The organism is Halomicrobium sp. HArcel3 (assembly GCF_058933135.1).
Window position 1 is genome coordinate 165,111 of record NZ_JBZYDN010000001.1, and the last position, 25,836, is coordinate 190,946.

At 68.2% G+C, this 25,836-nt stretch carries 28 protein-coding genes and 1 pseudogene; 18 read left to right on the plus strand and 11 right to left on the minus strand.

What is annotated here, in order from left to right; translation table 11 throughout:
* The first annotated feature begins 44 nt into the window (after positions 1-44).
* From AC5FRV_RS00800 to AC5FRV_RS00845, 10 genes are all read left to right on the plus strand, one after another.
* Positions 45-248: a heavy-metal-associated domain-containing protein gene (locus AC5FRV_RS00800; protein WP_493559228.1), complete on the plus strand. Its 204-nt coding sequence runs from the start codon at positions 45-47 to the stop codon at positions 246-248.
* Between the two features lie 106 nt (positions 249-354).
* Positions 355-1,986: a permease gene (locus AC5FRV_RS00805; protein WP_493559229.1), complete on the plus strand. Its 1,632-nt coding sequence runs from the start codon at positions 355-357 to the stop codon at positions 1,984-1,986.
* Positions 1,983-3,365 (plus strand): hypothetical protein, encoded by a 1,383-nt coding sequence (locus AC5FRV_RS00810; RefSeq protein WP_493559230.1) that lies wholly within the window; start codon positions 1,983-1,985, stop codon positions 3,363-3,365. The genes AC5FRV_RS00805 and AC5FRV_RS00810 overlap by 4 nt, the downstream gene beginning before the upstream one ends.
* A 27-nt stretch (positions 3,366-3,392) precedes the next feature.
* Entirely contained in the window at positions 3,393-5,009 is a 1,617-nt protein-coding gene (locus AC5FRV_RS00815; RefSeq protein WP_493559231.1) for a cytochrome c oxidase subunit I, read from the plus strand.
* A 121-nt stretch (positions 5,010-5,130) separates the two neighbouring features.
* Positions 5,131-5,538, plus strand: a complete 408-nt coding sequence (locus AC5FRV_RS00820) for a helix-turn-helix transcriptional regulator (RefSeq protein ID WP_493559232.1) — start codon at positions 5,131-5,133, stop codon at positions 5,536-5,538.
* Positions 5,539-5,619: 81 nt separating this feature from the next.
* A complete protein-coding gene (locus AC5FRV_RS00825; protein ID WP_493559233.1) occupies positions 5,620-5,883 on the plus strand; it encodes a hypothetical protein in 264 nt (87 codons plus the stop codon).
* A 7-nt stretch (positions 5,884-5,890) separates the two neighbouring features.
* Positions 5,891-6,217 (plus strand): hypothetical protein, encoded by a 327-nt coding sequence (locus AC5FRV_RS00830; protein ID WP_493559234.1) that lies wholly within the window; start codon positions 5,891-5,893, stop codon positions 6,215-6,217.
* Between the two features lie 7 nt (positions 6,218-6,224).
* Positions 6,225-7,553 (plus strand): hypothetical protein, encoded by a 1,329-nt coding sequence (locus tag AC5FRV_RS00835; protein ID WP_493559235.1) that lies wholly within the window; start codon positions 6,225-6,227, stop codon positions 7,551-7,553.
* Positions 7,550-7,864, plus strand: a complete 315-nt coding sequence (locus tag AC5FRV_RS00840) for a hypothetical protein (protein WP_493559236.1) — start codon at positions 7,550-7,552, stop codon at positions 7,862-7,864. Before AC5FRV_RS00835 ends, AC5FRV_RS00840 begins: the two co-directional genes overlap by 4 nt.
* Positions 7,865-7,935: 71 nt before the next feature.
* Positions 7,936-8,241, plus strand: coding sequence for a DUF7565 family protein (locus AC5FRV_RS00845; protein WP_089816734.1), 306 nt, complete (start codon positions 7,936-7,938; stop codon positions 8,239-8,241).
* Positions 8,242-8,330: 89 nt separating this feature from the next.
* On the opposite strand, the gene AC5FRV_RS00850 is transcribed toward AC5FRV_RS00845, so the two are convergent.
* Positions 8,331-10,856, minus strand: coding sequence for a DUF7405 family protein (locus AC5FRV_RS00850; RefSeq protein ID WP_493559237.1), 2,526 nt, complete (start codon positions 10,854-10,856; stop codon positions 8,331-8,333).
* Positions 10,857-11,224: 368 nt separating this feature from the next.
* Here AC5FRV_RS00850 and AC5FRV_RS00855 point away from each other — a divergent pair, with 368 nt between their 5' ends.
* Entirely contained in the window at positions 11,225-12,016 is a 792-nt protein-coding gene (locus AC5FRV_RS00855; RefSeq protein WP_493559238.1) for a hypothetical protein, read from the plus strand.
* A gap of 65 nt (positions 12,017-12,081) precedes the next feature.
* Here AC5FRV_RS00855 and AC5FRV_RS00860 read toward each other — a convergent pair.
* The 8 genes and pseudogenes from AC5FRV_RS00860 to AC5FRV_RS00895 all read right to left on the minus strand — a co-directional run.
* Positions 12,082-12,180 (minus strand): annotated as a pseudogene (locus tag AC5FRV_RS00860) (transcription elongation factor Spt5); the annotation flags it as partial.
* A gap of 109 nt (positions 12,181-12,289) precedes the next feature.
* Positions 12,290-12,727 (minus strand): transcription elongation factor Spt5, encoded by a 438-nt coding sequence (locus AC5FRV_RS00865; protein WP_089816737.1) that lies wholly within the window; start codon positions 12,725-12,727, stop codon positions 12,290-12,292.
* Positions 12,728-12,731: 4 nt separating this feature from the next.
* Positions 12,732-12,911 (minus strand): protein translocase SEC61 complex subunit gamma, encoded by a 180-nt coding sequence (locus AC5FRV_RS00870; protein WP_089816738.1) that lies wholly within the window; start codon positions 12,909-12,911, stop codon positions 12,732-12,734.
* A gap of 78 nt (positions 12,912-12,989) precedes the next feature.
* Positions 12,990-13,166, minus strand: a complete 177-nt coding sequence (locus AC5FRV_RS00875; RefSeq protein WP_493559239.1) for a hypothetical protein — start codon at positions 13,164-13,166, stop codon at positions 12,990-12,992.
* 77 nt (positions 13,167-13,243) lie between these two features.
* Positions 13,244-13,951 carry a DUF2270 domain-containing protein gene (locus AC5FRV_RS00880; RefSeq protein ID WP_493559240.1) on the minus strand — a complete coding sequence of 236 codons (708 nt, stop codon included), beginning with the start codon at positions 13,949-13,951 and terminating at the stop codon, positions 13,244-13,246.
* 93 nt (positions 13,952-14,044) lie between these two features.
* Entirely contained in the window at positions 14,045-15,211 is a 1,167-nt protein-coding gene (gene ftsZ / locus AC5FRV_RS00885; protein WP_493559241.1) for a cell division protein FtsZ, read from the minus strand.
* A 116-nt stretch (positions 15,212-15,327) separates the two neighbouring features.
* A complete protein-coding gene (locus AC5FRV_RS00890) occupies positions 15,328-16,701 on the minus strand; it encodes a D-aminoacyl-tRNA deacylase (protein ID WP_493559242.1) in 1,374 nt (457 codons plus the stop codon).
* Positions 16,701-18,032 carry a calcium:cation antiporter family protein gene (locus AC5FRV_RS00895; protein ID WP_493559243.1) on the minus strand — a complete coding sequence of 444 codons (1,332 nt, stop codon included), beginning with the start codon at positions 18,030-18,032 and terminating at the stop codon, positions 16,701-16,703. The genes AC5FRV_RS00890 and AC5FRV_RS00895 overlap by 1 nt, the downstream gene beginning before the upstream one ends.
* Positions 18,033-18,266: 234 nt before the next feature.
* Between AC5FRV_RS00895 and AC5FRV_RS00900 the strand changes: the two genes are divergently transcribed.
* The 5 genes from AC5FRV_RS00900 to AC5FRV_RS00920 all read left to right on the plus strand — a co-directional run bounded on the left by AC5FRV_RS00900 (position 18,267) and on the right by AC5FRV_RS00920 (position 23,094).
* Positions 18,267-19,073, plus strand: a complete 807-nt coding sequence (locus AC5FRV_RS00900) for a shikimate dehydrogenase (RefSeq protein ID WP_493559244.1) — start codon at positions 18,267-18,269, stop codon at positions 19,071-19,073.
* Between the two features lie 181 nt (positions 19,074-19,254).
* Complete coding sequence (locus AC5FRV_RS00905; RefSeq protein ID WP_493559245.1) at positions 19,255-19,962, plus strand: helix-hairpin-helix domain-containing protein; 708 nt, start codon at positions 19,255-19,257, stop codon at positions 19,960-19,962.
* Between the two features lie 44 nt (positions 19,963-20,006).
* Entirely contained in the window at positions 20,007-21,578 is a 1,572-nt protein-coding gene (locus AC5FRV_RS00910) for an anthranilate synthase component I family protein (protein ID WP_493559246.1), read from the plus strand.
* On the plus strand, positions 21,575-22,234 hold the full coding sequence (locus AC5FRV_RS00915; protein ID WP_493559247.1) for an anthranilate synthase component II: 660 nt from the start codon (positions 21,575-21,577) through the stop codon (positions 22,232-22,234). Before AC5FRV_RS00910 ends, AC5FRV_RS00915 begins: the two co-directional genes overlap by 4 nt.
* A complete protein-coding gene (locus tag AC5FRV_RS00920) occupies positions 22,219-23,094 on the plus strand; it encodes an aminotransferase class IV (protein ID WP_493559248.1) in 876 nt (291 codons plus the stop codon). Before AC5FRV_RS00915 ends, AC5FRV_RS00920 begins: the two co-directional genes overlap by 16 nt.
* A 666-nt stretch (positions 23,095-23,760) precedes the next feature.
* Here the strand turns inward: AC5FRV_RS00920 and AC5FRV_RS00925 are convergent.
* Both AC5FRV_RS00925 and AC5FRV_RS00930 read right to left on the minus strand, forming a co-directional pair.
* Positions 23,761-23,907 carry a hypothetical protein gene (locus AC5FRV_RS00925; RefSeq protein ID WP_493559249.1) on the minus strand — a complete coding sequence of 49 codons (147 nt, stop codon included), beginning with the start codon at positions 23,905-23,907 and terminating at the stop codon, positions 23,761-23,763.
* Positions 23,908-23,953: 46 nt separating this feature from the next.
* The gene (locus AC5FRV_RS00930; protein ID WP_493559250.1) at positions 23,954-24,478 is read right to left on the minus strand and encodes a GNAT family N-acetyltransferase; all 525 of its coding nucleotides are present in this window, start codon (positions 24,476-24,478) and stop codon (positions 23,954-23,956) included.
* A 107-nt stretch (positions 24,479-24,585) separates the two neighbouring features.
* Between AC5FRV_RS00930 and AC5FRV_RS00935 the strand changes: the two genes are divergently transcribed.
* Together AC5FRV_RS00935 and nth are read left to right on the plus strand one after the other, a co-directional pair.
* Positions 24,586-25,068, plus strand: a complete 483-nt coding sequence (locus tag AC5FRV_RS00935) for a redoxin domain-containing protein (protein ID WP_493559251.1) — start codon at positions 24,586-24,588, stop codon at positions 25,066-25,068.
* Between the two features lie 45 nt (positions 25,069-25,113).
* Positions 25,114-25,797 (plus strand): endonuclease III, encoded by a 684-nt coding sequence (gene nth / locus AC5FRV_RS00940; protein WP_493559252.1) that lies wholly within the window; start codon positions 25,114-25,116, stop codon positions 25,795-25,797.
* Positions 25,798-25,836: the final 39 nt, after the last annotated feature.

Sequence of the window (25,836 nt, forward strand, 5' to 3'; positions counted from 1 at the left end):
GCAAGTTTTGCCTATTTATTCCGCTCCCGCCCCTACACCGGTTGATGTCGGAGTTCATACTCGAAGTCGACGGCATGACGTGCATCAACTGCGAACAGCTCGTCGAAGACGAAGTCGCGAAGCTCTACTCCGTCGACGGCGTGACGGCGAACGCGACGAAGGGTTGCGTTCGCGTCGAGGGCTCGCCCAGCGCGGTGAGCGCCGTCCAGGAGGCCATCGACGACATCGGATTCGACGTCGAACAGTAGCGAGACAGACGGACGTTCTCCCGTGACGGTCAGGTTGACCCCCTCTCCGTCGCACGTTTTCGGCCGCCTACGGCGGCCACCAAACCCGCAGTCAACTACGAGATAAATGTACATCGACACTCTGGTACGCGCAGTCGAACTCGTCGCGGAAATGACGTGGGACACCTGGTGGGCGCTGGTGCTCGGACTGACCATCTCCGGCGCCGTCGAGGTGTTCGTCAGCGAGGAACAGTTGACCGGCCTGCTGGGCGGCGACGGCTGGCGCGAGGCGTCGATCGGTGCGGCCTTCGGCGTCGCCTCCTCCAGTTGCTCGTACTCGGCGGTCGGTACGACGAAGACGCTGTTCAAGAAGGGCGCCTCGGGGGCGGCCTCCCTCGGCGCGTTCATGTTCGCCAGCACCGACCTCGTCGTCGAACTCGGTCTCGTGCTGTGGGTGCTGCTCGGCTGGCAGTTCGTCGTCGGCGAGTACCTCGGCGGCGTCGTCGCCGTGGCCGTCATGGTGCTGCTCTTCCGCCACGTCATCCCCGAGTCGTGGGTCGAGGCCGCCCGCGAGCACGTCCGCACGCACGACGAGTCGGTCTGTGCCACCTGCGACATGACCGTCGAGCCCGACGCCGAGGACGTCGTCGTCGAGGACGTCGACGGCCGCACCGAGTACTTCTGTTGCTCGGGCTGCCTGCAGGTGTATCGCTCGACGGGAGACGGCGGCGCCCTCTTCTCCCGGGCCGGCTGGACGAGCGCGGCCAGCGCGACCATGAAGGACTGGGAGATGATCGGCCGGGACCTCGTCCTCGGCTTCGTTATCGCCGGCGTCGTCGGCGCCGCCGTCCCGGAGACCTGGTGGACGGCGCTGTTCGGCACCCAGGGTACCTTCGAGGGCGTCCTCCTCAACTCGATCATCGCGGTCCTCATCGGCGTACTGACGTTCATGTGCTCCGTCGGGAACGTCCCCTTCGCGCTGGTGCTGTGGCGCAACGGGCTCCCCTTCGGCGGCGTGCTGGCGTTCATCTACGCCGACCTCATCATCCCCCCACTCGTCAATCTCTACCGGCGGTACTACGGGACCCGGATGGCCGCGACGCTGTTCGTCTCGCTGTTCCTCGCGGCCGTCGTCGCCGGCGTCGTCGTCCACTACCTGATGACCTGGGCCGGCATCGTGCCCTCCCAGGGCGTCGTCGGCGGGACCATCTCGAACGAGTACACGACCGTCCTCAACCTCGTGTTCACGCCTATATTCGCGGGGCAGGTCGTGGCGACCTACGGCCGCGACGCCGTCGCGGCGAAACTGCGCGCCTGGGTCGGCGAGGTGCGCTACGTCCTCCTGCTCGCGTGGGTCGGGCTCTCGCTGGGCTTCCTATTCGTCGCCGGCGCCCTCTACTGGCTCCGCGACCGCCTCGCCTCGCTCCACGCGTCGCTCGCGACGGCCCACCGGCGAACGGCAGCGGGATTCGACCGGCTGCTCGACCGCGTTCCCACCAGTTTCCTCCCGACTGGCGACCCGGGCGGTGACGGATCGGCGCACGAACCCGAATCCGACCGGGAGACCACTCGCCGGCGGGCGGAGTACTACGCCTGGCTGGTCGTGCTCGGAGTCTCGCGAGTCGCCCGGGCCGTCTGGCGAGCGGTGGTCGCGGTCGGGACCGGAATCCAGCGCCTCGCCGCGACCGCGTGGTCGCTGGTCCGCGCCGGCGCGAGCGCCATCCGCCGGGCCTGGTTCCGCGTGCGGTCGTGGCGATGACGGACGGATCCGACCGCCACACCGACGTCGAGAACCTGGAGACGGCAGGGCCGCTCCCCGAACCCGGTCGCGGTGACGACGCCAGTCCGACAGTACCTGCCCGGAACCCACGGGATGACGGCGACGAGCCACGGACGCCGGATGCGTCGCACTTCGTCGCCGTGCTGGCGTCCACCACTGGCTTCGAGGCGGCGGTGTGGGTCCTCCTCCGCTACGTCCCGGAATACCTCCAGGCGACGGGCGTCGGCGCCCCGGCCATCGGGGCGTTCGGGACGTTCTGGCTCGCCGCTCGCTGGTTCGGTCGCGGCCGGAACGCGCCGGCCCGCTGGCGGGTCATCGCCGGCGCCGCGGCGGCGGCCGTCGGCCTCTCGCTGTGGGCGCTCATCCCGGAACTCGTCGCCGGCTCCGCGGTGACCGCCTGGCTGCTGGTCGCGGCCGGTGGCGTCGGCGTCGCCGCCTGGGCCCACGCCGGCCCGGACGGCCCCGTCGGGCAGTGGTCCCTCGACGACGGGGACGGCACCGCGACGCCGGACCGGGCGGGCTGGGCGCTGGCCGCGCTGGCTCCGTCCGTCGCGATATTCGCGCTGGCCCGCTCGTTCCAGGCCGGCTATCGCGTCTCGCTGGCGCTCGCCGCCGCGCTCGGGCTGACCGTCGCGGTGCTCTGGGCGGCCGGCGGCCTGGACGTCTCGCCACCTGGCGGGTCGCCCGCCCGCGGCTCACGGCTCGCTTCGCTCACCGTTCGCTCCGAAGCTGGCCCCTCACTTCGTTCGGCGCCAGCCCGCCCACGACGGCGAGCCTCCCTCGGCGACGTCGTCGGCCGGTTCGGCCTGACGACCGTCTCGCTGTTCGTCGTCGTCGCCGTCACCTCGCTCCCCGACCTGTCCGTCGTCGTCCTCGGCCGCCGACTCGCGCCGGCGGCGACGTTCGGCCTCTTCCTCGCGGCCGAGCTGGTCACGGGGGCCGCCGTCGCCCGCGTGGGCCCGCGCGTCGTCGACGCCGTCGGGGTCCGGGCGGCGACTACGTACGCCAGCGTCGTCGCCGCCGCCTTCCCGCTCCTGGTCGTCACCGCGCCCGCCAGTCCACTGGTGTTCGGCGCCCTCTTCGCCGTTTACGGGTCGCGGTCGCTCGGCCGGGTCGCCCGGGAACGCGCCGAAGTGCTTCCCAAATCGGGCGAGACGCTCCCTGCCCGTGCCGAGTCCGCCCGCGATGACTCTGCCCCAGACAGGCGGGAACTCCTCGTGGCGACGGCCCCGCTGCTGGGCGGCGTGCTCTACGCCGTCAACCCGGTCCTCGCGTTCGGGGCCGCCACGGCCATCGGCGCCGTCGGTGGCTGGGAACGCGTCCGTGCCGTCGACGCCGACGCTTCCGCAGACCGATGACGAACGCCGTGACACCACCTCAGATCCATGACGAACACCCAGACGCCCACGAAACCGACCGGTATTCGCAGGTGGCTGACCACCGTCGATCACCGCGACATCGGGCGACTGTACATCGCGCTCGCCGCGGTGGCGGGCGCGTGGGGCGGCCTCGACGCCATGGCGGTCCGGACGGAACTCGTCACGCCGGGGACTGGTGTCTGGGGGGCACAGACCTACGACGCCTTCTTCACGACCCACGGGCTGACGATGCTGTTCTTCTTCGCCACGCCGCTGGCGTTCGGCCTGGCGAACGTCGTCGTTCCGCTGCTGATCGGCGCCGACGACATGTCGTTCCCGCGGGTCAACGCCCTGGCCTTCTGGCTGTTGCCGCCGGCCTTGCTCCTCGTGCGTGCGGGCACCATCGGCCAGCTGGCCGGTATCTCGTGGCTAGCGCCGCCGGCGACGGGGTGGACGATGTATCCGCCGATGAGTTCGGAACAGGCGGGCGTCGGCCTCGACTTCGCGCTGATCGGGCTCCACCTGAGCGGCGTGTCGACGGTGGCCGGCGCGATCAATCTGGTGGTGACCATCGTCGCCGAGCGCGGCGACGGGACGCCATGGCACCGGCTGGACATCTTCACGTGGTCGATGCTGACGACCGCCGGGCTGGTGCTGTTCGCCTTCCCCGTCCTCGGGAGCACCGTGGTGATGCTCTTGCTCGACCGGAACGTGGGGACGACCTACTTCGCCGTCGAGGGCGGCGGGCCGCTGCTGTGGCAGCACCTCTTCTGGTTCTTCGGCCACCCGGAGGTGTACATCCTCGTCCTGCCCGCGATGGGCATCGTGAGCCTGCTGTTGCCGCGCTTCGCCGGCCGAAAGCTGTTCGGCTTCCGCTACGTGGTCTACTCGACGCTGGCCATCGGCGTCCTGAGCTTCGGCGTCTGGGGTCACCACATGTTCGCGACTGGGATCGATCCCAGGCTTCGGGCCTCGTTCATGGCCGTCTCGCTGGCCATCGCCGTTCCGAGCGCGGTCAAGACGTTCAACTGGATCGCGACGCTCTGGAACGGCCGGGTCCGGCTCACCGTCCCGATGCTGTTCTGTCTCGGGGCGGTCGGGACGTTCGTCCTCGGCGGCGTGACGGGCGTGTTCCTCGCCGCCGCGCCCGTCGACCAGGTGCTCCACGGCACCTACTACGTCGTCGGTCACTTCCACCTCGTCCTGGTCGGGATGATCGTCTCGGCCCTCTTCGCGGCGACCTACTACTGGTTCCCGCTGGTGACGGGGCGGCTGTACGACGTCCGGCTCGGCCGCGTCCACTTCTGGCTCACGCTGGGCGGAACATTGCTAGCGTTCGTCCCGATGTTGCTCGTGGGCCAGCTCGGACTCCCCCGCCGGATGGCGACGTACCCCGAGGCGTTCGTCCCGCTTCAGACGGTCGCGACGGTCGGCGCGTACGTCCTCGGGATCGGACAGGTGGTCTGGCTATGGAACGTAGGCAGCGCGTTGTGGCGGGGCGACCGGGTCGAGGCCGCCGACGTCGGTCCCGGTCACCGCGGCGTCGGTGCGACTCCCGAGTGGACGGCGCTGGATTCCCCCGACGCGGAACCGGACGGCCGTCGCGGGGACGCGGCGCCGTGGGACCGACGGCGCGAACGCTGACGGCACGACGTCGTGGCCCAGCGGACCGCGGTCGCCGTCCCGGTCGCGTCAGGTATTCAGGCCGCCGCCGGGTTCGATTCCCGGGCGCGACAGTGGCGGGATTCCCCGCCAGTATCGACGCATGAACGACGAAACGGGCGAGAAAGCACGTATCGGCATACAACCAACCAAGTGTCCCGACGACCTGCGAGCGATCCTCGACGTGACTGGCTTCCAGCGGGACCTCCTCCTCACCGTGGCCAGCGCCGGGAACTCGTACCCGTGTGGTCAGGCGGTCCACACGGCCCTGGAGACCGTCTGGGGGAAGGAGGTCAACGAGAGTCGGGTCTACCAGAACCTCAGCGAACTGAAGGGCAACGACCTGATCTCGAGCTATCCCATCGACGGGCGGACCAAGGGATACCGAGTGACGGACAGGGGACGGTCGCTCGTCTGTGCGTACTGTTCGTGGGCGATGGCCTGCCTCTCGGAGGCCACTGACGGGGAATCGGATGCCGACCCCTGTTCGGAGTTCGAGACGGAGCCCTAGGTCGACGACAGCGTCGAGAGCGACGCCAGCAGTCGATCGCGGACGTCCCCGGAGACGGGACGGTACTTCTGAACCGACAGTATGACGAGAAACTCCTGGAACCGACCGACCGAGCGCGCACAGACCGATCCGCAGACGACCACGCCGGTTCGCGGGGACCGGCGCGGGCCAGCTGTGGACCGAACCGACGAAAAACGAGTTCCGGCCGAACCGCTGGATGATCCGAGCGAACGACCGGATGGACCGAACGACCGACTGAGCGAGTCCGCCGACGACGTGGTGCTCCGGACCAGCGACGAGGCCGACCGCGTCGAGGGCGTCGCGCGGGACGAGCACACCCGGTGAACGGGTCGTGTTCCTCATCCACGTCGTCGCCGGATTCGTCGCTGCGTTCCTGCTGTTCGGCCCGGCGATTTACACGGGATTACAGCTCCTGCCCGGGGAGCCGGCAGTCGAGTACCCGGTCGCCGCTGCGACGGCGCTCGTCGGCGTCCTGGTCGCCGGGCTGATCGACGGACTGCTCGGCTGGCTTCCCGTCGTCGGCGTCCTCCTCGCACCGCTCGCCTGGAGCGCCGTCGTACGGCGGTTCGGACGCGCCTCGTGGCCTGCGAGCTTCGCCGTCGGCTTCGCCACCTGGGCGCTCTCACGACTCCTCTACGCCGGGCTCTCCGGACTATAACGACCTCATGAAACCATTTGACTCACTACAGACGACGATCGATAGCCTCACGAACGAAGCGAAACGCCGGACGGAAGGCGCCGATACCGGGACGCCGAGTTCCGCGTCCGGATCCGCAGCGAGCGACGACCCCTACGCGGCGTCGACCGGACGAGACGACCCCGACGCGGCGTCGACCGGCCGAGACGACGACTCCCCGACCGACCGCGAGTCGGTCGACCACGGCTCGTCGAACAGCTCGCGAACACCGCCGTCGGCCGATTCCAGAGCACCGCCGTCCGACGGCGACAGACCGACGCCCTCTGGCTCGGGCGACGACGGCGACGCGGAGACGGCTGACGGAACCTGGCGCGTCGTCGACACCGACGTCGAGAAGACGATGTACGACGTCACCCGGACGGCGAACGGCGTCTACGCCGTCGGCGACAGCGGGACCGTCGCCAGCCGCGGGGCCGGGGGCGAGTGGACTGTCGCCATCCCGGGCGGTCCGGCGGTCAAGCGCAACACGCTGACTGGCGTCGACGTCACCGACGACGGCGAGCGGATCTGGTTCGCGGGCGCCAGCGGCGCCATCGGGATGTACGACACGACCACCGGCCGCAAGTACGACTACTCGGCGCCCATGGAGATGACGAGCACCTGGGAAGCGATCGGTATCGCCGGCGAGCGCGGCGACGAACGCCTCTTCCTCGCGAACGGCTCGGGCGAGGTGCTCGAGGCCACGGTCGACGATGACGGCTGCCCCGAATTCGGCGACCCGGTCAAGCCGGGAAGCGGGTCCACCATCCCCGCGCTGACCGTCCGCGAGGACGTCACGTACGCCGTCGACACGAGCGGAAACGTCTTCGAGCGACGGGACGGCGAGTGGGCGACCGTCGGCATCGAGAACGCCCAGATCAACTTCACCGACGTCGACGTCGGTCCCGACGGAAGCGTGCTCGTCACGGGCGGGGGCGGCATCGTCTATCGCTACGACGCGACCTGCGGGAACTGGACGCCGGTCGCCGTCGGCACGGTCGTCCTCCGCGGGATCGACCGGTGTGAAGGGCGCCTCGCCGTCGTCGGCGACGGCGGCCACGCCTACGAACGCAGACCTCGCGAAGGCTGGACCGGCGTCGAGACGGGCGTCGAGGCGACCCTGCACGGCATCGCGCTCGGCGAGACGGACGTCGCCGTCGGCGAAGGCGGCGTCATCGTCGAGCGCGAGGCTGGCAACCGGGCCGACGGTGCGACCGAGGACCGGACCGATGCAGAGACCGGCGGCCGGGCGGAGACCGACTCGAACGTGGTGGTCGGTCCACGCTCCCTCGACGGCGACGACGGGGGTGACTCGTGAGCGTCGACGTCGCGACGGCGCTGTTCCAGATGGTGGCGCTGGCCGTGCCACCCATCGCCGTCCTGATCCAGATGCTGCGCAAGTCGGAGAACCTCCCCTGGCGGTACCGGAAGTGGAGTTTCGGACTGGCGATCCTGAGCGTCGTCTCCTTCATCGCCACGGGCGCGCTGGTCGCCGCGTATCTGATCATCCACACCGGTCCGCCCCTCCTCCTGCAGGCCGGCCTCGCGCTCGCCATCCTGGGACTCGTCCCCTTCTCGCTGTTCACCGGAATCCTCTACAAGGAACACAAGTCCGAGCACGGACCCTAACCCGGTCCGTCCGGTGAACTGCGAGCGGCGGGGATGAACGTTTTTAACCTCCGGTCGCATGCGTTTCCACAATGCCACGCTGGGAGTGCGCCATCGAAGCCGACGGCGAAGTGTTCGACCGGGTCGAGGACCTCATCGTTCACCAGTCGACGAAACACGACCGCATCGAGTGCGAGGTCTGTGGTGCCGTGCTCCCCGATGGCTTCTTCGCCATCCGGCACGCCTTCGACGAACACAGCAGGGCCGAGTACGTCCGCGCCTACGACGCCGACGCCTCGGAGGTCCGCCGCCGCGAGAAGGTCAAGGAACGCATCGAGGCCGCGGCGGACATCCGCGAGGTCATCGACCGACTCGAAGGCGGCGACGGCTCGATCTGAGCGGCGTTCCCGGCGCTCCTCTCGACGCGATTCCGACTCGCTCGTCCGTCCGTTTTTCAATACACACGCTATTCGGTTGCTAACTCTGGTTAGGCTCCCTGGCCGTCGGTCCCGACCGTCACGCTCGTCGTGGCTTCGACGGGCAGGCCGTCCTCGTCTATCCACAGCAGCTTCGCCGTCTCGGTGTCGGCCCCGAACCCCGCAGCGTCGACGTCGAACCGGAGCGACACCGCCCCGCTCCCGTCGGACGGCGTCTCGGTCGTCGTCCCAGTTTCCGTCTCGGTCGCGGTTTCCGTGGGCGTCTCGGTCGCCGTCTCGCTGTCCGTCGCCGTCTCGCTGTCCGTCGCCGTTCCGCTGTCCGTCGCGGTCTCGCCGGCCGTCGCCGTCTCGGTCGACTGGTCCGTTTCCGTCGCGCCGTCGCCCCCGGTCGCCGTCTGGGTCGCAGTCGCGGTTTCCGGCTCGGTCTCGGTCGTATCGCCGTATCCATCGCCGTCACCGTCGTCGCGGTCCTCTCGACCGTCGTCCCACCACCAGATCCAGCCGACCTCGTCGTCGTCGTCGCCGCTGTCGCCGCCACCGCTGCCATCGCCACCGTCGCCGCCGTTGCCGTCGTCGTCTTCCCACCACCACGACCAGCCGCCGTCGTCATCGTCGTCCCATCCGTGTGTTCCGAACACGCTCGCCTGGCTCCCCATCTCGTCGTGTCCGTCCTTCCACCAGGTCCACGGTGGGTAGTGGTCGTCGCCGCCGTCGCCGCCGTGCCCGCCCCCGTCCTGTCCGTCGGTGCCGTCCTGTCCGTCGGTGCCGTCCTGTCCGTCGGTGCCGCCTTGTCCGTCAGTACCGTCCTGTCCATCGGTGCCGTCCCGTCCGTCAGTACCGTCCTGTCCGTCGGTGCCGCCTTGTCCGTCAGTACCGTCCTGTCCATCGGTGCCGTCCCGTCCGTCAGTACCGTCCTGTCCGTCGGTGCCATCCCCATCCGGCGACTGCTCCTCGGTACCTTCCTGATCTCCGGAGTCGTCTCCGTCGCCGACCGAATCCGGCGCGGCGCCGCCGCCCCGGTTGACCGCCTCGATCGGTCCGAACCGGATCCGTCTGGCCGCCGCGGGGTCGAGCGACGCCTCCCCGTCGGCGGTGACCGTAACGTCGATCGTCTCCGCTGTCGTGTCGATCGTGCCGGCCGACGCGTCGTCGTCCACAGACTGGACTTCCAGCGTCGCCTCGGTGGCGTTCGCCGGCGGCAGCGACCGGAGCGTCAGCGGCGGGACGAGGTAGTTCCCGCGCCGCAGGGCCGTGATGAACGCCAGGAATCCGTCGTTCTCGACGTCGATGTCGACGGCGTCGTGGTTTATCGCGGCGTCGCCGTCGTTCGGGATCGATACGTCGGCGGAGAACTCGACGCCGTTCATCGCCTGTCGGACGTACACCATGTAGCCGTTGAACCGCATCAGTGCCAGGAAGTGCAGTCCCGACTTCCCGATATCGGCCGTGTTGAAGTCGCGTCGCAGGATCGTCGTGTCGTGACCGCCGTCCGACTCGCCGTCCGTATCGCGCCTGGAGAGGTCGAAGCGTGCGCGGGCGAGTTTCTGTTCGTGACCGACGACGCCCTGTTCTTCGGCGTCGGCCTGGGCGCGCCGCGCGACGTCGTCGTCCGCGTTCACGTCCCGCATCGGGAGGCCGTCGACGCCGCTGGTCCGACCGAGTTCGTTTCCGGTCTCTCCGACGTCGTCGGGACTGTGATGCGGGCTGTACATCCTCTCGACCCGTTCCTCGTGGGGTTGTTCGTACCACGAGTCGAGATCGATGCTGAGGTTCGAGACGTGCTGGATGCTCCCCTGGGCGAACACGCCCGGTGGCATCGGGCTGTCCGCGCCCAGACGCTGGTCGTGGACCATCGACACGTCGTCTTCCGACGGAATGTTGTCCTCGAAGACCGACTGGAACCCCATCGACAGCGGCGCCTCCTCCGAGATGTTCTCGTCGCCGAACTCCTCCCTGGGCAGGCCGCCGCCCACGAACCCGGTCCGCCGGGCCGGGAACTCCGTCGGTCGCTCGAAAATCCCTTCGAAGGTCGCATCGATCGTGACGCCGTTGAGTTCGTCGCGCTCCCCCCAGAGCGCTTCCTCGGCGGCCAGCAGGTTAGCGACGTTGTCGCTGGCCAGGTCGAGCAGTATCTCGAACGGTTCGGCGGTCGGGTCCTCGTCGCCGACGGTGATGGCGTCGATGACGTCCTGGTGGGGTCGCAGGTCCACCCCCGGCGGGACGTCGTCGTTGAACCGCCCGAAGTACTCCGGCGAGTAGTTCGTCGTAAACAGTAACCCATCGTTGCTCCACTCGAAGGCCTCTTCGAGCTGGCGGAGTGCAGTCTCCATCTCCAGTCGGTCGGTCGCCGACGGCTCGCCGCTTTCCTGGTAGTTCATGAACAGCAGCACGTGATGTCTCGGTGGCGCCGCCAGACCCCGGGCGTCCGTGTCGAGGTACGCCGTCCAGGCGTGCTGACGATTGTCCCGGTCGGCCACGCTGGCGCTCCGTTGTGCGCTCGCCGTCCCCGTGAACTCGGTGAACCCCGTCACCGCAGACAGCGCGCTCGCGCCCCCGATGGCGAGCGCCGACTTCACGAATTCTCTCCTCTCTATCCCCCTCTGACTGTCGTGTGGTCCGGAGCCATGCCGCTCCGAACTGGCATGCCTGCAAGGCATCGCAAACAGGCAATAGCGCCCGTTACTCTTTAACTTTCTCTGTATATGTATATGAGAAAAATACATTCTGCTGGCGTACCATCTAGCCTGATTTATCATTGCTAATCACGTGGAATATAAGCTGACTCGCTCGGGCGGTGTCGGACCGCGTCGTGAACTCCGGGGGCTGCACGCGAAGGATGGCTGGGGGGCCGGTATGCTCGGCTTTCTCCGCGGCGGTGACCCGACGCGCGTATCACGGCCGGCTAACAATGGGTCCGAGGCCACTAGACGGACCCGAGACGACAATGTCACACCGAGACCCAGACTCCGAGTCTGACGTGCGCTTCGACAACTGGCCGGTCGAGGGCCGCGGTGAGTACACCGACTGGGAGATCGACCAGTCCCCGACTGAACGGGGCGACGACACCCGAAGTCAGATCGTCGAGGAGTACCGGACGGGGATGGCCGACGAGGAGTCCGACTGGTTCGGCTACGTCGGCCAGACCGACGAGGGCGGTCCGCTCATCTACGCACCCCACGAATCTTCCCTCTACCGCGGCGAGGTCGACGAGGACGAGGAGCGCGTCGTCCTCCGCGAGGAGAACCGACACGACGTCGACGACGAATCCCTCGGTGAGCACCTCGAACGCCTCGGCGAGGAACACGGGTGGACGTGGATCTCGTCGTTCGCCCGCGACCACATGGACGCGGACGAGCACGAAGAACCGAACGTCGAGCACCGGGACAGCGAGTTCCAGCGGCGCAACGTCCTCGACGACGACCCCTACGACCTGTCGTTCTACGCCGCTCACACGTTCACGGACGAGACCGGACGGGTCCACACCATCGACCGGTACTTCAACGTCTACCTGGACGAGGCGACCGCTGACGTCACCACCGTCGAAGTCGAGGAGGAGTACCTCGTCGCCGACGACCCGACGGCGGAGCGTCGCGCCGGCGACGCCACCATCGTCGACGAGAACGAACGGGCCCTGGACGTCGACGCCGACTTCGACGAGTCCAGCGGCGAGAGCTATCTCTCGGAGGAACTGGAGCAGTGGCACGAGGCCCACCGCGGGCTCGGGCGGGCGCAATGACCGGTCTGGGTCGCTAACGGACTGGTCTGCTGACAGCAGAAGCGCTCTTGCGAGGGGCGACCGTTCTACCGCTCTTCGGAGTCGAGCACGCGGATCTGGTCCCCGCGCACGGTGACGGGAATCGGGACCGTCGCTTCGTACAGTTCGACCGTGACCTGGTCCTCGCACCTCCACCTTTTTCTTCGTCGGGTATCCTCGCTCACTCCGTTCGCTACGGGTACCACTCCTCGAAAAACGTGGGCGAAAAAAGCCGCTCGCTCCGCTCGCGGTATGCTACCGCTCTTCCGAGTCGAGCACGCGGATCTGGTCCCCGCGCACGGTGACGGGAATCGGGACCGTCGCTTCGTACAGTTCGACCGTGACCTGGTCCTTGCCTTCGTCGATGCGCTGGACCTGGGCCTTCTCTCCCTTGAACGGCCCGGCGATGAGTTCGACGATGTCCCCCTCGGCGATGCCCTCGACGTCGGGCTTGGGCGAGAGGAAGTGCTCGACTTCCGTCATCGAGGACTGGCCCGGCACGACGCCGTTGGCGTGGGGGATCTCGTCGAGGATGCGCTCGAAGACGCTCTCGTCGTCGGCCTCGACCATGACGTAGCTGGTCAGCGAGTCCGGCGCGAGGGCCGCGTGGATCGACGGCTCCTCGCGGTTGACGATCATGTCCGCGACGGTGCGTTCCTGACTGGCCGTGGTTTTGACTGCGTAGATACCCATGCTATCACGTCGGGACCGCGCCCGGTACGAAGTTCATTATCACGAAGATGGCGAAGCCGATCAGGCCGACGAGCACGACTCCCGCGCCCGCGATGAGCGCGACCTGGGAGAACTCCTCCCACGAGGGCGTGCTCGCGAGCTTGAGCACGCGCACGTACGAGGTAAGGTCATAGGGTACGTCCATGGCGGTGGGTTGCAACCCCTTGCTTTTCTATATTGCGATGGCGCGATGTTTCGGTCCCTACCAGTCGGCGACCCCGATTCACTCCGCCGTCGTCGACTCGACGTCGTCCGACCCGCACTCCGGGCACTCCTCGTGGTCGACGTGGAACCGGGCGTCGCAGTCCCGACAGCGATAGTCCGCCTCTTCTTCGGCGGCCTGTTTCGCGTTCTGTTTGAACTCCTCGACTTCTCGGCCGAGTTTTTCGAAGAGACCCATCTGTCTGTCGACAAATCGACACCGGGACGGAAAAGCGTTGGCCAGGGGAGCACGAATGGGCCCGGACTCGACGACGCTCAGCCAGTCTGGTCGAGGTCGCCCCGGTCCGCCTCGTCGCTCGTCTCCGCGATGTCGGTCTGGCCCGGCCAGAACGCGATGGCGAAGAGGGTGACGTAGAGGAGACCGACGGCGGCGAACACCGCCCATCCCGGCACTCCCGAGACGCGGGCCGCTTCGATCATCGACCCGTCGGCGCCGGTCAGCCGGATCAGCCACACGAGCAGCATGCCACACAGCAGCGGCAGGTACACCCGGCGGAGGCGGTGGGCCAGCGCCTGCCGGAGCGTGAGCTTCACCGTCGGTCGCCGGTAGTCCTCGCTCAGCTGCCGGCGCCAGTCGCGCTGTTCGACGCCCTCGGAGGGGTCCAGCGCGTTCGCGAACAGGTTCTCCTGCATCGAGCGCACACGGGACCGGAACACGTCGTAGCGCTGGAACCGGCGCGCCTCGATGACGAGGAAGACGACGCCGATGACGACCCCGACCAGGATGATGGCGTGGGCGACGTCCTCGCTGGAGAAGGCGTACGCCAGGATACCCGCGATGATAGTCACCGCCCAGTTCGTCGTCGAGTCCAGACGCGTGCGCCAGTTGACCTCCCGGTCGAGTTCGCCGCGGTACATGTGCGCGACCACCGACCCCAGCCCCGTGCTCTGGTCGACCATCTCGCGACCGATCTCGCTCTGTGCCGGTGCCTCCGGATCGAAACCGTCGCGATCGCGAGTCATCGTGTCATGATTCTAAGGGGACGCGGGAGAAACGTCTGTCGACCGGGCGAATAGAGAGAGAATCGCAGAAGGGGAGTAGCGTCGGTCGTCGCGTTATTCGACGTAGTCGATGTCTTCGCCCACCTGCTTTGCGGCCTTCTCGCGTTCGGCTTCGGACTTCCCGTAGATCTGCGGGGACTCGACGCCGGTGACGACGATCATCGTCTCCATCTTCCCCTCGAAGTCCTCGTTGACGCTGGCGCCCCAGATGATACGCGCGTCGGGGTCGATGCGGTCGTAGATCTCCTCGACGACGCCTTCGGCCTCTTCGATGGACATGTCAGGACCACCGACGACGTTGACGAGCGCACTGTTCGCGCCGTCGAACTCGACGTCGAGCAGGGGCGAGCGAAGGGCCGAACGGATCGAGTCCTGGGCCTTGTTCTCGCTGTCGGACTCGCCGAGGCCGATCATCGCGACGCCACCGTTCTCCATGATGGTGCGAACGTCGGCGAAGTCGACGTTGACGAGGCCGGGCTTGGTGATGAGTTCGGTCATTCCCTTGACCGAGCGCATCAGTACGCGGTCGCAGATCTTGAACGCGTCCTGCAGCGGCATCGACGGCGCGTAGTCGAGGAGGCGGTCGTTCGGGACGACGATCACGGTGTCGGAGACAGAGCGGAGGCGTTCGAGGCCGGCGTCGGCGTTCGCACGACGCCGCTCGCCTTCCGCGGTGAAGGGAATCGTGACGATAGAGATAGTCAGGGCGCCCGCTTCCTGGGCGGCCTGGGCGACGACAGGGGCCGAGCCGGTGCCGGTTCCGCCACCGAGGCCGGCGGTGACGAACACCATGTCGGAGCCGGAGATGGACTGCTGGATGTCTTCGATGTTCTCCTGGGCGGCCTCCTCGCCGATCTTGGGGACCGAACCCGCGCCACGGCCGCCGGTGCGCTTGCGGCCGATGAGGATCTTCGTGTCGGCCATGACCTCGTCGGCGAGGTGCTGGGCGTCGGTGTTGGCGGCCACGAGCTTCGCCCCGTGGATGCCCTCTTCCATCATCCGGGTGACGGTGTTCCCGCCGGCGCCCCCGCAGCCGACGACGGTGATCTTCGTCTCCAGGTCCTTGACGACGCTCGAGAGTTCGTCGTCCGTCATCGTCCCCGACGTGTTCATGTCGTCGGTCGTCTCGGGGGTGTTGGCCGCGTCCCGATCCCCGCCCGACGTGGGTTCCTCCCGTTCGTCTTCGGCCTCCTCGATGGCGTCGTCGATTATGCTGTCCATAATTTGAACGCTGATAACAGACCCGTCGTTATTAGCTTTCCCCCTCCGTCTGACGCCCGTCGGACTGATTCGCCAGACTGGGCGGTGACGGTAACGTATCGTTTCAGTGCCGGTAACTAGCAATTAAAGCGCCGTTTCCGTTCTCTACTGACGTCTTCGGGTTTGATAGTTCGGCCGTCGACCTCGACCGGTTCGCCGCTGGAAAGTCGACCGAACTTCGGCCCCTCGGGGACGCCGATCATCCGCGCCCGTTCCGGATCGAGCGCCTGCCGTCTGGCGATCAGTTCGTCGTCGCTCCGCGTGACCTCGTCGTACTTCGCCCGGAGTACGTCGGCGATTCCGTCGAGTATCCGGTCCCTGTCGCTCGCGTTCCGGACCGCGACGGGGCCCACGACGCGCGTTCCGTTTTGCTCCGTGCCGAAGGCGACTGCGTCCTCGGAGACGGCGTCCAGCACGCCCTCGGCGTCGATGCCGCACGCTTCCGTGAGGAGGTCCGCCGAGATGGACACGACGTCGAAGTCGACGGGGGCCGCCGCGTCGTCGTCGGCCGCGTCGTCGACGGCGCCCGCGACCTCACCGAACCGCAGTCCCTCGTCTACGGTCGTGATGGCCTCTTCCGCGCGTTCGACGAGGCCGAGCGGCACGCCGGTCGTCTCCCGGACCCAGGTCTCGCTGACGACGCGATAGCCAAGGGCCGCGATGGTCTCGCGAAGGGCCGGACGGTCGGCCTCCAGCAGGGCGTAGTCGGCGTCGCTCTCCTCGAACGCCTGCCGGACGACGTCCTCGTTAGCTTCGGGGTCGCCCATCGCGTCGAGACACCAGTCGGCCGCGACGTGGCCGACGGCCCAGTCCGTCTCGCGGACGACGCGGTCGAACCGGGGAGCGTAGTGGCCGCCGCCGAAGCCCACGAGCTGTCGACGGGACCTGTTCTCCCGGGGCGCGTCGGGAGCGACGCCTCGCAGGTCCAGGATGGCGCTGGCGACGGCGCGGGCGGCCGCTGGGTCGGCCCACTGGGCCTCGTCGCTGCCGACCTCGACGAACATCGAGGGGGCGCCGACGTCGCTCGGGCCGTGGTGCGTGCACTCCATCCCGACCTCGTACTCTCCGGGCGCGTGCTCGGCCAGCGCCTCGACGACGTGCCGGTGCGCGTTCGGACAGGCGCGGGCGAGCGAGCCGTCAGTCCCGCCGAACTCCGCTTCGCCGAAGTTGCCAGTGTGGTGGGCGGTCAGCAGTTCGTCCGTCTCGCCGGCGTGGCGCGAGGCGAAGACGAGCAGGTCGGGGTCGTCGAAGACGTCGGCGACGCGGGTCGTCTCGAGGTGGAGCGTCTCGAACGTCCGCAGTTCGGCGTCGTCGAGGTGGTACACCGTCCCGCCGCCGTCGGCGTCCGGTCGGGACTCGTCGACTGACTTCTCCCAGTCAACGAGGTCGAGCAGGTGCTCGCCGACGTGCTCGGACGCGCTGTCGGCCCGGGAGACGACGATGGCGAGCATCAGTCGGCGTGCTCCGTCGACGGCTCACGCCAGATGGCCGAGCGAACAGTGTTCGCTGCGATACCGAAGATTTCCATGACTGCACCACGGCGTACCACGAAGAGACCGACCGCGAGCAGGACGTAGAGCACGATGTAGGCGTCGAGGAAGAGGAGACTCAGTTCCTCGGGGTTGGGGACGGTGAGAACTCGGAGGATGAGGAACTCGATGATCACCTGTGAGAGGAAGAGGGCGAGGAGTACGAGCGACTCCCGGACGGATATCTCGAAGTTGATCAGCAGCGCGATGGCGAACAGCGACTGGGCGGCGGTCACCCAGATTTCGACCGACTGCTTGATGTCGAACTGGAGTGTTCCGATCTGGCCCAGGGCGATGCTGTAGACGACGGCCAGCGTCCCGATCAGCAGCGTCCACTGGTTGAGCTTCGAGGAGATGAGCGCGTTGAAGCCGGCCGTCGAGCGCGCCTTGTTCACGAGCACCGCGACGACGATGAGTTCGGGCGTTTCACTGGCCAGCGGCGCGATCCACTGGATCATGAAGAACGCGGGGACGCCGTACTCCAGGCCCAGTTCTTCGAGGCCGTGAGCGAACGGCTCGACGGCGGTGAAGATCAGCGCACCGGAGAAGGCGAACAGCGCGAGGACGACCAGCGGCCGCCACGGTCGGGCCCACCCCTGGAAGTACGCTGGGACGCCGCCGTGTTCCTCCGGGGGCTCGACTTCGCCGCGGAGGATGATAACGATGTACGCGGCGTAGAGGCCGACGAGGACGACGGTGTCGAGCATGTCGATGCCCCCGCCGAAGGGGACGAGGAACGCCCAGACCGTCGCGAGGAAGAGGAAGACGATTTCGAGGCCGATGTCGCGGTCGAGCTGGACCGAGTCCGAGAGCCAGCCCGGTCGGTTCCGGACGGCGGGGTCGCCGGTGTGCATCGCGCGGTAGACGGTGAACAGGGCGATGCCGGACCAGCCGAGGCCGATGAGGATCCGGTTGGCACCGGTCATGTTCGCGATGGCGAGGTTGGCCGCTTCGGCGCCCCGGGGCGTGCCGGCGTAGGCGCCCGCGTTCCAGGCGTACAGGGCGTCGACGGCGTACTCCGGGGCGACGGCGAGGACGGCCAGCACGGCGATGGCGAAGGCCGTCGGCACGTCCTTCTCGGCGGTTTCGGCCGCCCAGGCCAGCAGGAACGACGCGCCGACGACGCCGAGGCCACTGAGACCGACGGTGGCCAGCGTCGAGAGCGGATACCCGCTGGCGAAGGCAACAATCCACGGGGCTGTCAGCAGGAACGCTGCCCCGACCGCGACCAGTGGATGGCGGAGACGACTCACTACTCCCACTGAATGCGGTTCGGTTTGAAACTGTTGCGAAATACCGAGCACCGGCCGGGAACCTGGCACGTCCGGATCTGTCCGGAACCGGACGCGAACGGATCTGTCCGGTGCCGGGCGCGTCCGGGGGTACCGGGCGCATCCGGGGGTACCGGGCGCATCCGGGGGTACCGGGCGCGTCCGGGCCCACCGCGAGCCGGTGCGATTTATGTTCCGCGCCCCACGCAATCGGGTATGCAGGTCTACGGTCTCGTCGGGAACCCGGTCGGTCACTCGCTGTCGCCGCCGATGCACGAGGCGGGCTATCGCGAGGTCGGCCTCGACGCCCGGTACGTCACGTTCGAACCGGACGCGGACGACGCCGTCGCGGCGGTCGAGGGCGCCGACGCGCTCGGCGTCGCCGGTCTCAACGTCACCATCCCGTTCAAGCGGGACGTCCTCGAGGCGGTCGACCCCGACCCGCTGGCCGAACGCATCGGCGCGGTCAACACCATCGACTTCGGTGAGGGGACACCGACGGGGTACAACACCGACGCCGTGGGCGCCGTCCGGGCGCTCCGCGAGCACGACGTCGCCATCGAGGGAACGGCCGTCGTCGTCGGCGCGGGCGGCGCGGGCCGGGCCGTCGCGTTCGGGCTGGCAGACGAGGGCATGACCGTCGAAATCGCCAATCGAACCGTCGAGACGGCCCACGACCTGGCGGCGGACGTCCCCGACGCCTCGGGCCACGGGCTGGACGACCTCGACGACCTCCTCGCGGAGGCCGACGTGCTCGTCAACTGTACCAGCGTCGGGATGGACGAGGACCGGTCGCCGGTGCCGGCCGAGGCGCTTCACGGCGACCTGGCCGTGCTCGACGCGGTGTACTCGCCGATCGAGACGCGCTTGCTTCGCGAGGCCGCGGCCGCCGGTGCCACGACGGTCGACGGCGCGTGGATGCTCCTGTTCCAGGGCGTCGAGGCGTTCGAACGCTGGACCGGTGAGCGGGCACCGGTCGACCAGATGAACGACGCGCTCCGCGACCGACTTCACGAGACGTAGGCGCCGATCTACCCCGCCGAAGCGGCCGTTCCGTCGAGCGATTCCGCCGACCGGGAGATGCGCCGCCGGGGGGCCCGGAGCCGAATTCAATCCCGGGGGATTCGCGGAGTCGCCGCCTCGCCGACCGCTCCCTGGCGAAATCTCGGAAGGGATTAAGTGCCGGCAATTAATAGACCACACCATGGGTCTGATACAGAAGCTGAAATCCGCGCTCGGTCTCGACGGCGCGGACTCTCCCGACTCCGGGACGGCCGCGCCGCGGGACGTCGACGTCACCGTGGAGCGCGAGCCGTCTTCGGAGTCCGAGGACGCCGTCAAGGGGACCGAAACGGCGGCGTCCCGGACCTCCGGGCGGGAGGAATCCGACGTGGGGGTCGGGACTGGGGAATCGAGCCAGGAGGAGACGCCGATCGAAGAAGCCGAACCCGACGCCGGCGACTCGCCGGTCGAAGCGGTCGACGACGAGACCGTCCAGACCGAGATCGAGGACGTCGGCGAAGGAGCCACCGACGCGGCGACTGAGGACGCGACGGACGACGCCCCGATCGAAGACGCCGAGGAGGAGGAGGTGCCTGCCGCGGACGACGAGGAGGCGTCCGACGAAAGCGACGGTGACACGTCTGCCGAGAGCGAGGACGCGGGATCCACCGAGGACCTCGACGAGGGGTCTGCCGAGGACGACGGGACCGAGGCTGGCGCAGCCGACGTCCCGGACGACCCGGTCACCGAGATCAGCGGCATCGGTCCGGCGTACGGTCAGCGACTGTCCGACGCCGGCGTCGAGACCGTCGCCGACCTCGCCGCGGCGGACCCCGACGAACTCGAATCGGCCACCGACATCTCCGCCGCCCGCATCGAGGGCTGGATCGACGCCGCCGCGGAATACTGACGGTATCGTAAGGGAATTAGTCGGACCGCTTCTTTCTCTCTCCAATGCCGACCGTCACGACCGACCGGGACGCGTTTCTCGGCCTCGCGGCCGACGCCCCGGCGACTGCCCGGGTCCCCGTCGAGGTCCGCGTCGCGGTCGACGACCCGTTTCTCGCCTACCGGCGGGCGCGCGACGGCGACGAGGCCTGCGGCGTCTATCTCGGGACCACCGGCGGCCAGTCCGGGTGGGGGTACTTCGCGACGACGCCGGCCCGGTTCGAAGAGGTGGGGCCGGACGACGGCTCCGCGCTCGCCGCACTCGAGTCGTTCCTCGACGAGGAGCGACTCGTCCGGGGCGATTGCGACGTCCCGTACCCCTGCGGCGCCATCGGATGGCTCTCCTACGACGTCGTGCGTGAACTGGAGGACCTCCCGGAGTCGGCCGTCACCGACCGCGCGTTGCCTCGCCTCCAGGTCGCTGCGTACGACCGCATCGCCGCGTGGGAGGAACCCAGGAACGACGCGGACGGAGACGACGCGGGGGACGACGCCGATGGAGACGCCGCAGACGGAGACGCCGCGGACGGCGAGGGCGACGCTGACGACGAGGGCGAGGGCGGGACGACGCTCCGGGTGACCGCCTGTCCGCGCCTCGACGAGTTCGAGAGCCCGGGCGTCGCCTACGCCTTCGGCCGCCAGCACGCTCTCGATCTGGCGAGGCGGGCCGTCAACGGCGACCCACTGGTCGGGGAGCCGCCGGTCCAGACCGACCGCGCGACCTTCGAGAGCGACTGCACGCGTGAGGCCTACGCCGAGCGCGTCCGTCGCGTCAAGGAGTACGTCCGCGAGGGCGATACCTTCCAGGCCAACGTCTCCCAGCGCCTCGTCGCGCCTGCGGCGGTCCATCCTGTCGACGCCTTCGACGCGCTCCGGGAGGTCAACCCGGCGCCCTACTCCGCGCTCGTGGAGTTCCCCGGCGTCGACCTGGTGAGCGCCAGTCCGGAACTCCTGCTCGAACGCGACGGCGACCGCCTCCTCACTGAGCCCATCGCAGGGACGCGCCCGCGAGGGGAGTCCCCCGACGCCGACGACGACCTGGAGGCCGACCTGCTCGGCGACGAGAAGGAGCGCGCCGAACACGCCATGCTCGTCGACCTGGAGCGCAACGACCTCGGGAAGGTCAGCGAGTTCGGCTCCGTCGACGTCCCGGAGTATCGCCGCGTCGACCGCTACTCCGAGGTGATGCACCTCGTCTCGAAGGTCGAAGGTCGCCTGCGTGACGACCGGGACCTCACCGACGCCGTTGCGGCTGTTTTTCCCGGCGGCACGATCACCGGCGCGCCCAAACCCCGAACGATGGAGATCATCGACGAACTGGAGGCCACCCGGCGTGGCCCCTACACGGGCTCTATCGGCATCTTCGGCTTCGACGGCCGCGCGACGCTGAACATCCTCATCCGGACGCTCGTCCGCTACCGAAGCCGGTACTACCTCCGGGTCGGCGCGGGCATCGTCCACGACTCGGTCCCCGAGCGCGAGTACGAGGAGACGCTGGACAAGGGCCGGGCGCTGATCAACGCCGTCGACGCGGCGCTCGACGACCGGACCGAACTGGCAGTGGAGGGGTCGGAATGACCGCTGAAACCGCCGGATCAGCATCAGCAGCCGAGGACCTCTCGCCCACCGTCCTCGTGATCGACAACTACGACTCCTTCGCCTACAACCTCGTCCAGTACGTGGGTGAAGTCGTCCTGCGCCTGGGCGGAGACGCCGACGACGTCGTCGTCCGGCGGAACGACGCCGTCGACGTCGACGAGATCCGGAAGTTGGACCCGGACGGCATCGTCGTCTCGCCGGGCCCCGGCACGCCCGAGGAGGCGGGCGTCTCGATGCCGATATTCGCCGACCTCGACTATCCGACGCTGGGCGTCTGCCTGGGCCACCAGGCGCTGTGTGCCGCCAACGGCGCGCCGGTGGGCCACGCCGAGGCCGTCGTCCACGGCAAGTCCTCGGCGATGACCCACGACGGCGAGGGCGTCTTTGCCGACTTGCCCGACCCGCTCGAAGTCGGTCGGTACCACTCGCTCGCCGTCGAGCGGGACGACCTGCCCGACTCGCTGGAGCTGACGGCTCACACCGAGGACGAGTCTGACGGTGAGGCGGGCGTCGTCATGGCCGTCCGCCACGAGGACCGTCCCCACGTCGGTGTCCAGTTCCATCCCGAGAGCATCCTGACCGAACACGGCAAACAACTCGTCGAGAACTTCGTCCTCAGATGCAATACCACGTGAACGGCGACCTGGTCCCGGCAGAAGATGCGACCGTCAGCGTTGCGGACCGCGGCTTTCAGTACGGCGACGCCGCCTTCGAGACGCTGCGGGCCTACGGCGACGAGTGCTTCGCGTGGGACGCTCACCGCGAGCGCCTCCAGCGGACCGCCGAGACGCTCGGTTTCGGCGACGCAGTACCGGACGATTTGCGCGAGCGCGTCGCCGAGACGCTCGACGCCAACGGCCTGACGGACGCGTACGTCAAGGTCTCGGTGACGAGAGGCGTCCAGCCCGGGAAGCTGACCCCCGCCGTCGAGGTCGACCCTACGGTCGTGGTCATCGTCAAGGAACTCCCCCGGGGCGGCACCGACGGCGATCGTGTCTGGGACGACTTCGCCACGGTGCAGACTGTTCGAACTCGCCGGATTCCCGACGCGGCGCTCCCGACGGACGCCAAGACCCACAACTACCTCAACGGGATCCTGGGCCGCCTGGAACTCCGCCGGGCGGCGACGGCCGACCACAGCGCCGACGAGTGCCTGATGCGCGACGTGGACGGAAACGTCGTCGAGGGCGCGACGAGCAACCTCTTCTTCGTCACGGAGAACGGCCTCCGGACGCCCGCCGCGGACCTGGACCTGTTGCCCGGCGTCACTCGCTCGGTCGTGATGGATCTCGCCGACGCCGAGGACTTTCCGGTCGAGACCGGTCGCTACTCCGTCGACGCGGTCCGGAACGCGGACGAGGCGTTCCTCACGAACTCGACGTGGGAGATCCGCCCGATCGCGAGTGTGGATGGCATCGAAATCGGTAGTGGGCCGATGACGAAACTCCTCCAGCGCCTGTTCGACGAGCGCGTTGAGGAACTGCACTACGGGTGAGATGTGTGTGACGGGATGGAACAGGACTGACCGGAACTCGTTCTCCGTATTCGTCCCTGGATTCTTCGGTACGTGTGTGAAGTGACCAGTTGGTTCGTCGAGATCTCGATGGAAGAAACAAGACCGCTAACACTCAGAAAGCCCTCGGCGCGCTCGTAGCTCCGCGGCTCGTTGCGCTCCTCGCTGACGCTGCGGTGCTTACGTCGCCGGGGAGCCGACGACCGCGCCTCGCCCTTTCAGTCCTCCAGGTTCCGCAGCCCTGCCCTTCCCCTGGTCACGAGGGCCTCGCTGTTGCTCGGCCACTCGCTCCCGGCCGAGCGGTTGCAGAGCGGTCAGGACGCGTGATTCGCGCCGGACGGCGCGAATCCGGGGAGGAGTGGCGGACTCAATCGCTCGCGCGTTTCATCGCGCGATCGATGCAGGGCCTGGTGGAATGAAAGGGCGAGGTGCGCTGGCCGAAGCACGGATCCGCAAGCACGCGAGGAACGAGCGCGCGCAGCGTGGTCCGCGCGAGGCGAGCGCGCCGAGGGCTTTCAAAGTGCTTGTTTTCATGCTCTCTGTTGGAACCCCGGAACAACTGATCGCTCAGTTCTTGATCTGTATCGAACGTTTTCACTTCGTTGAGAATCCCACACCGCCCGGACAGTCCAGAACCAATGGATTTGATCAGAGCTGTCGTCGGACGAGCACCACGATACCCACCACCAGCAACAGGATGCCCCAGTACAGCGAGTCGTAGGGGAGCACCTTCAGCAGCAGCGTCACGAGTCCGGACGTGAACAGGGACCAGCCGACAGTCGTCTGGTAGGTCATACGACACGTTCGCCCTCGGCGTCCGTAAACCCTCGCTCGCTGACAGCTACTCGCGCCACTCGGCTTCGAGCAGGCCGTACTCGTAGAGGTCGACGTGCTCGCCGTCGACGAAGGCGTGGTCGCGCCGGACGCCCTCGCGTTCGAAGCCGACTTTCTCCAGGACGCGCTGGGAGGCTTCGTTGGGGGCGTAGACGTCGGCCCCGACCTTGTGCAGGCGGCGTTCGTCGAAGGCGTACCGAACCAGGCACCGGACGGCGTCGGTGGCGTACCCGTTGCCCCAGTGGTCCGGGTGGATCATGTAGCCCACCTCGGCGTAGCCCCAGGGGTAGGGGTCGAGGTGGAGGCCGGCGATGCCGACCGGGTCGTCGTCGACAGCGAGAACGAACGAGGGTCCGTCATCGTCCTGGCGCTCGTACCACTCGCGTTCGTCCTCGGCGGTCTTCGGGGCGAACGCGCCGACGCCGCGGCGGACCTCGGGGTGGTTGACGACGCGCTGGGCGAACGGCAGGTCGTCCTCGTCGACGACCCGGAGCGTGATCGTCTCGCCACGGAGGAACGTGGGTCCAGACATGCACGGAGCGTCGCGCGCGGCCGCTTTCAGGATTTCCCCGGCGTGCGACCCAGTGACAACGTCGGAACTGGACCACGCTTAAGCCGCCCCTGGCGGAACCACCAGGTATGCTCGACGCCGGCGACCCAGCGCTCGACTTCGACTTGCCGCGACCGACGACCGGGGGGAGCGAGACGTATCGGCTCTCGGCGGCGGCCCGTGAGGGACCGGTCGTCCTCGCGTTCTATCCGGTCACGGACACAGCGGAGTCGGCGGAGCTGCTCCGCGAGCTTGCGTCAGTCGACTGGGAGGCGGTCACGGATAGCCTCTCCGTCCTCGCCGTCGGCGTCGGTCCGCGCGCGAGTCACGACCGACTGGTCGAACAGGTCGACGTCCCGTTCTCCCTGCTGCTCGACCAGGACGGCTTCTTCGCCGAGCGGTACGGGATCCTCGAACCCCTCGACGAACGAGCCGTTCGGGTGCGACCGGCGCTGTTCGTCGTCGGCGAGGACTGTTTCGTCCGATACGCGTGGGCCGCGAACGACTCGGCGCGGGATCCCGAGGACGGTCTGCCACTCGACGAGATCAGGTCGGCAGTCGCCTCGGGCTGACGCGGAGTCGAATCGCTCAAGCCCTCCCACTCGCAACGCCACGCCATGGGAACGCCGCTGGAGTCACGCGAGGCACAGGCCGAGGCGGTCGTCGAGCGCCTCCACGAGGAGTACCCCGATTCCGCCATCTCGCTGCGGTACTCGAACAGGCTGGAACTGCTCGTCGCCGTCGTCCTCTCCGCGCAGTGTACCGACGAGCGAGTCAACGAGAAGACGAAAGACCTCTTCGAGAAATATCAGTCCGCCGCCGACTACGCGGACGCCGACGAGGAGCAACTGGCCGAGGACATCTACGGCATCACCTTCCACAACAACAAGGCGGGCTACCTGAAGGAGGCCGGCGAGATCATGGTCGAGGAGTACGACGGCGAGGTGCCCGACTCGATGTCGGGCCTCACCGACCTGCCCGGCGTCGGCCGCAAGACCGCCAACGTCGTCCTCCAGCACGGCCACGACATCGTCGAGGGCATCGTCGTCGACACCCACGTCCAGCGCCTCTCTCGCAGGCTGGGTATCACGGAGGAGGAGACGCCACCGAAGATCGAGGAAGACCTGATGCCCGTCGTCCCCGAGGACGAGTGGCAGCAGTTCACACACCTCCTCATCGACCACGGGCGCGCGGTCTGTACGGCCCGGAATCCCTCCTGTGAGGACTGCGTCCTGGCCGACATCTGTCCCTCGGCGAAGACCGACAGCGACGTCGACCTCGCCAGCGGCGAGGCGTGGTGAGGAAGGAACTAACGGACAGGTTTTTGCCAGTTCGCGCCC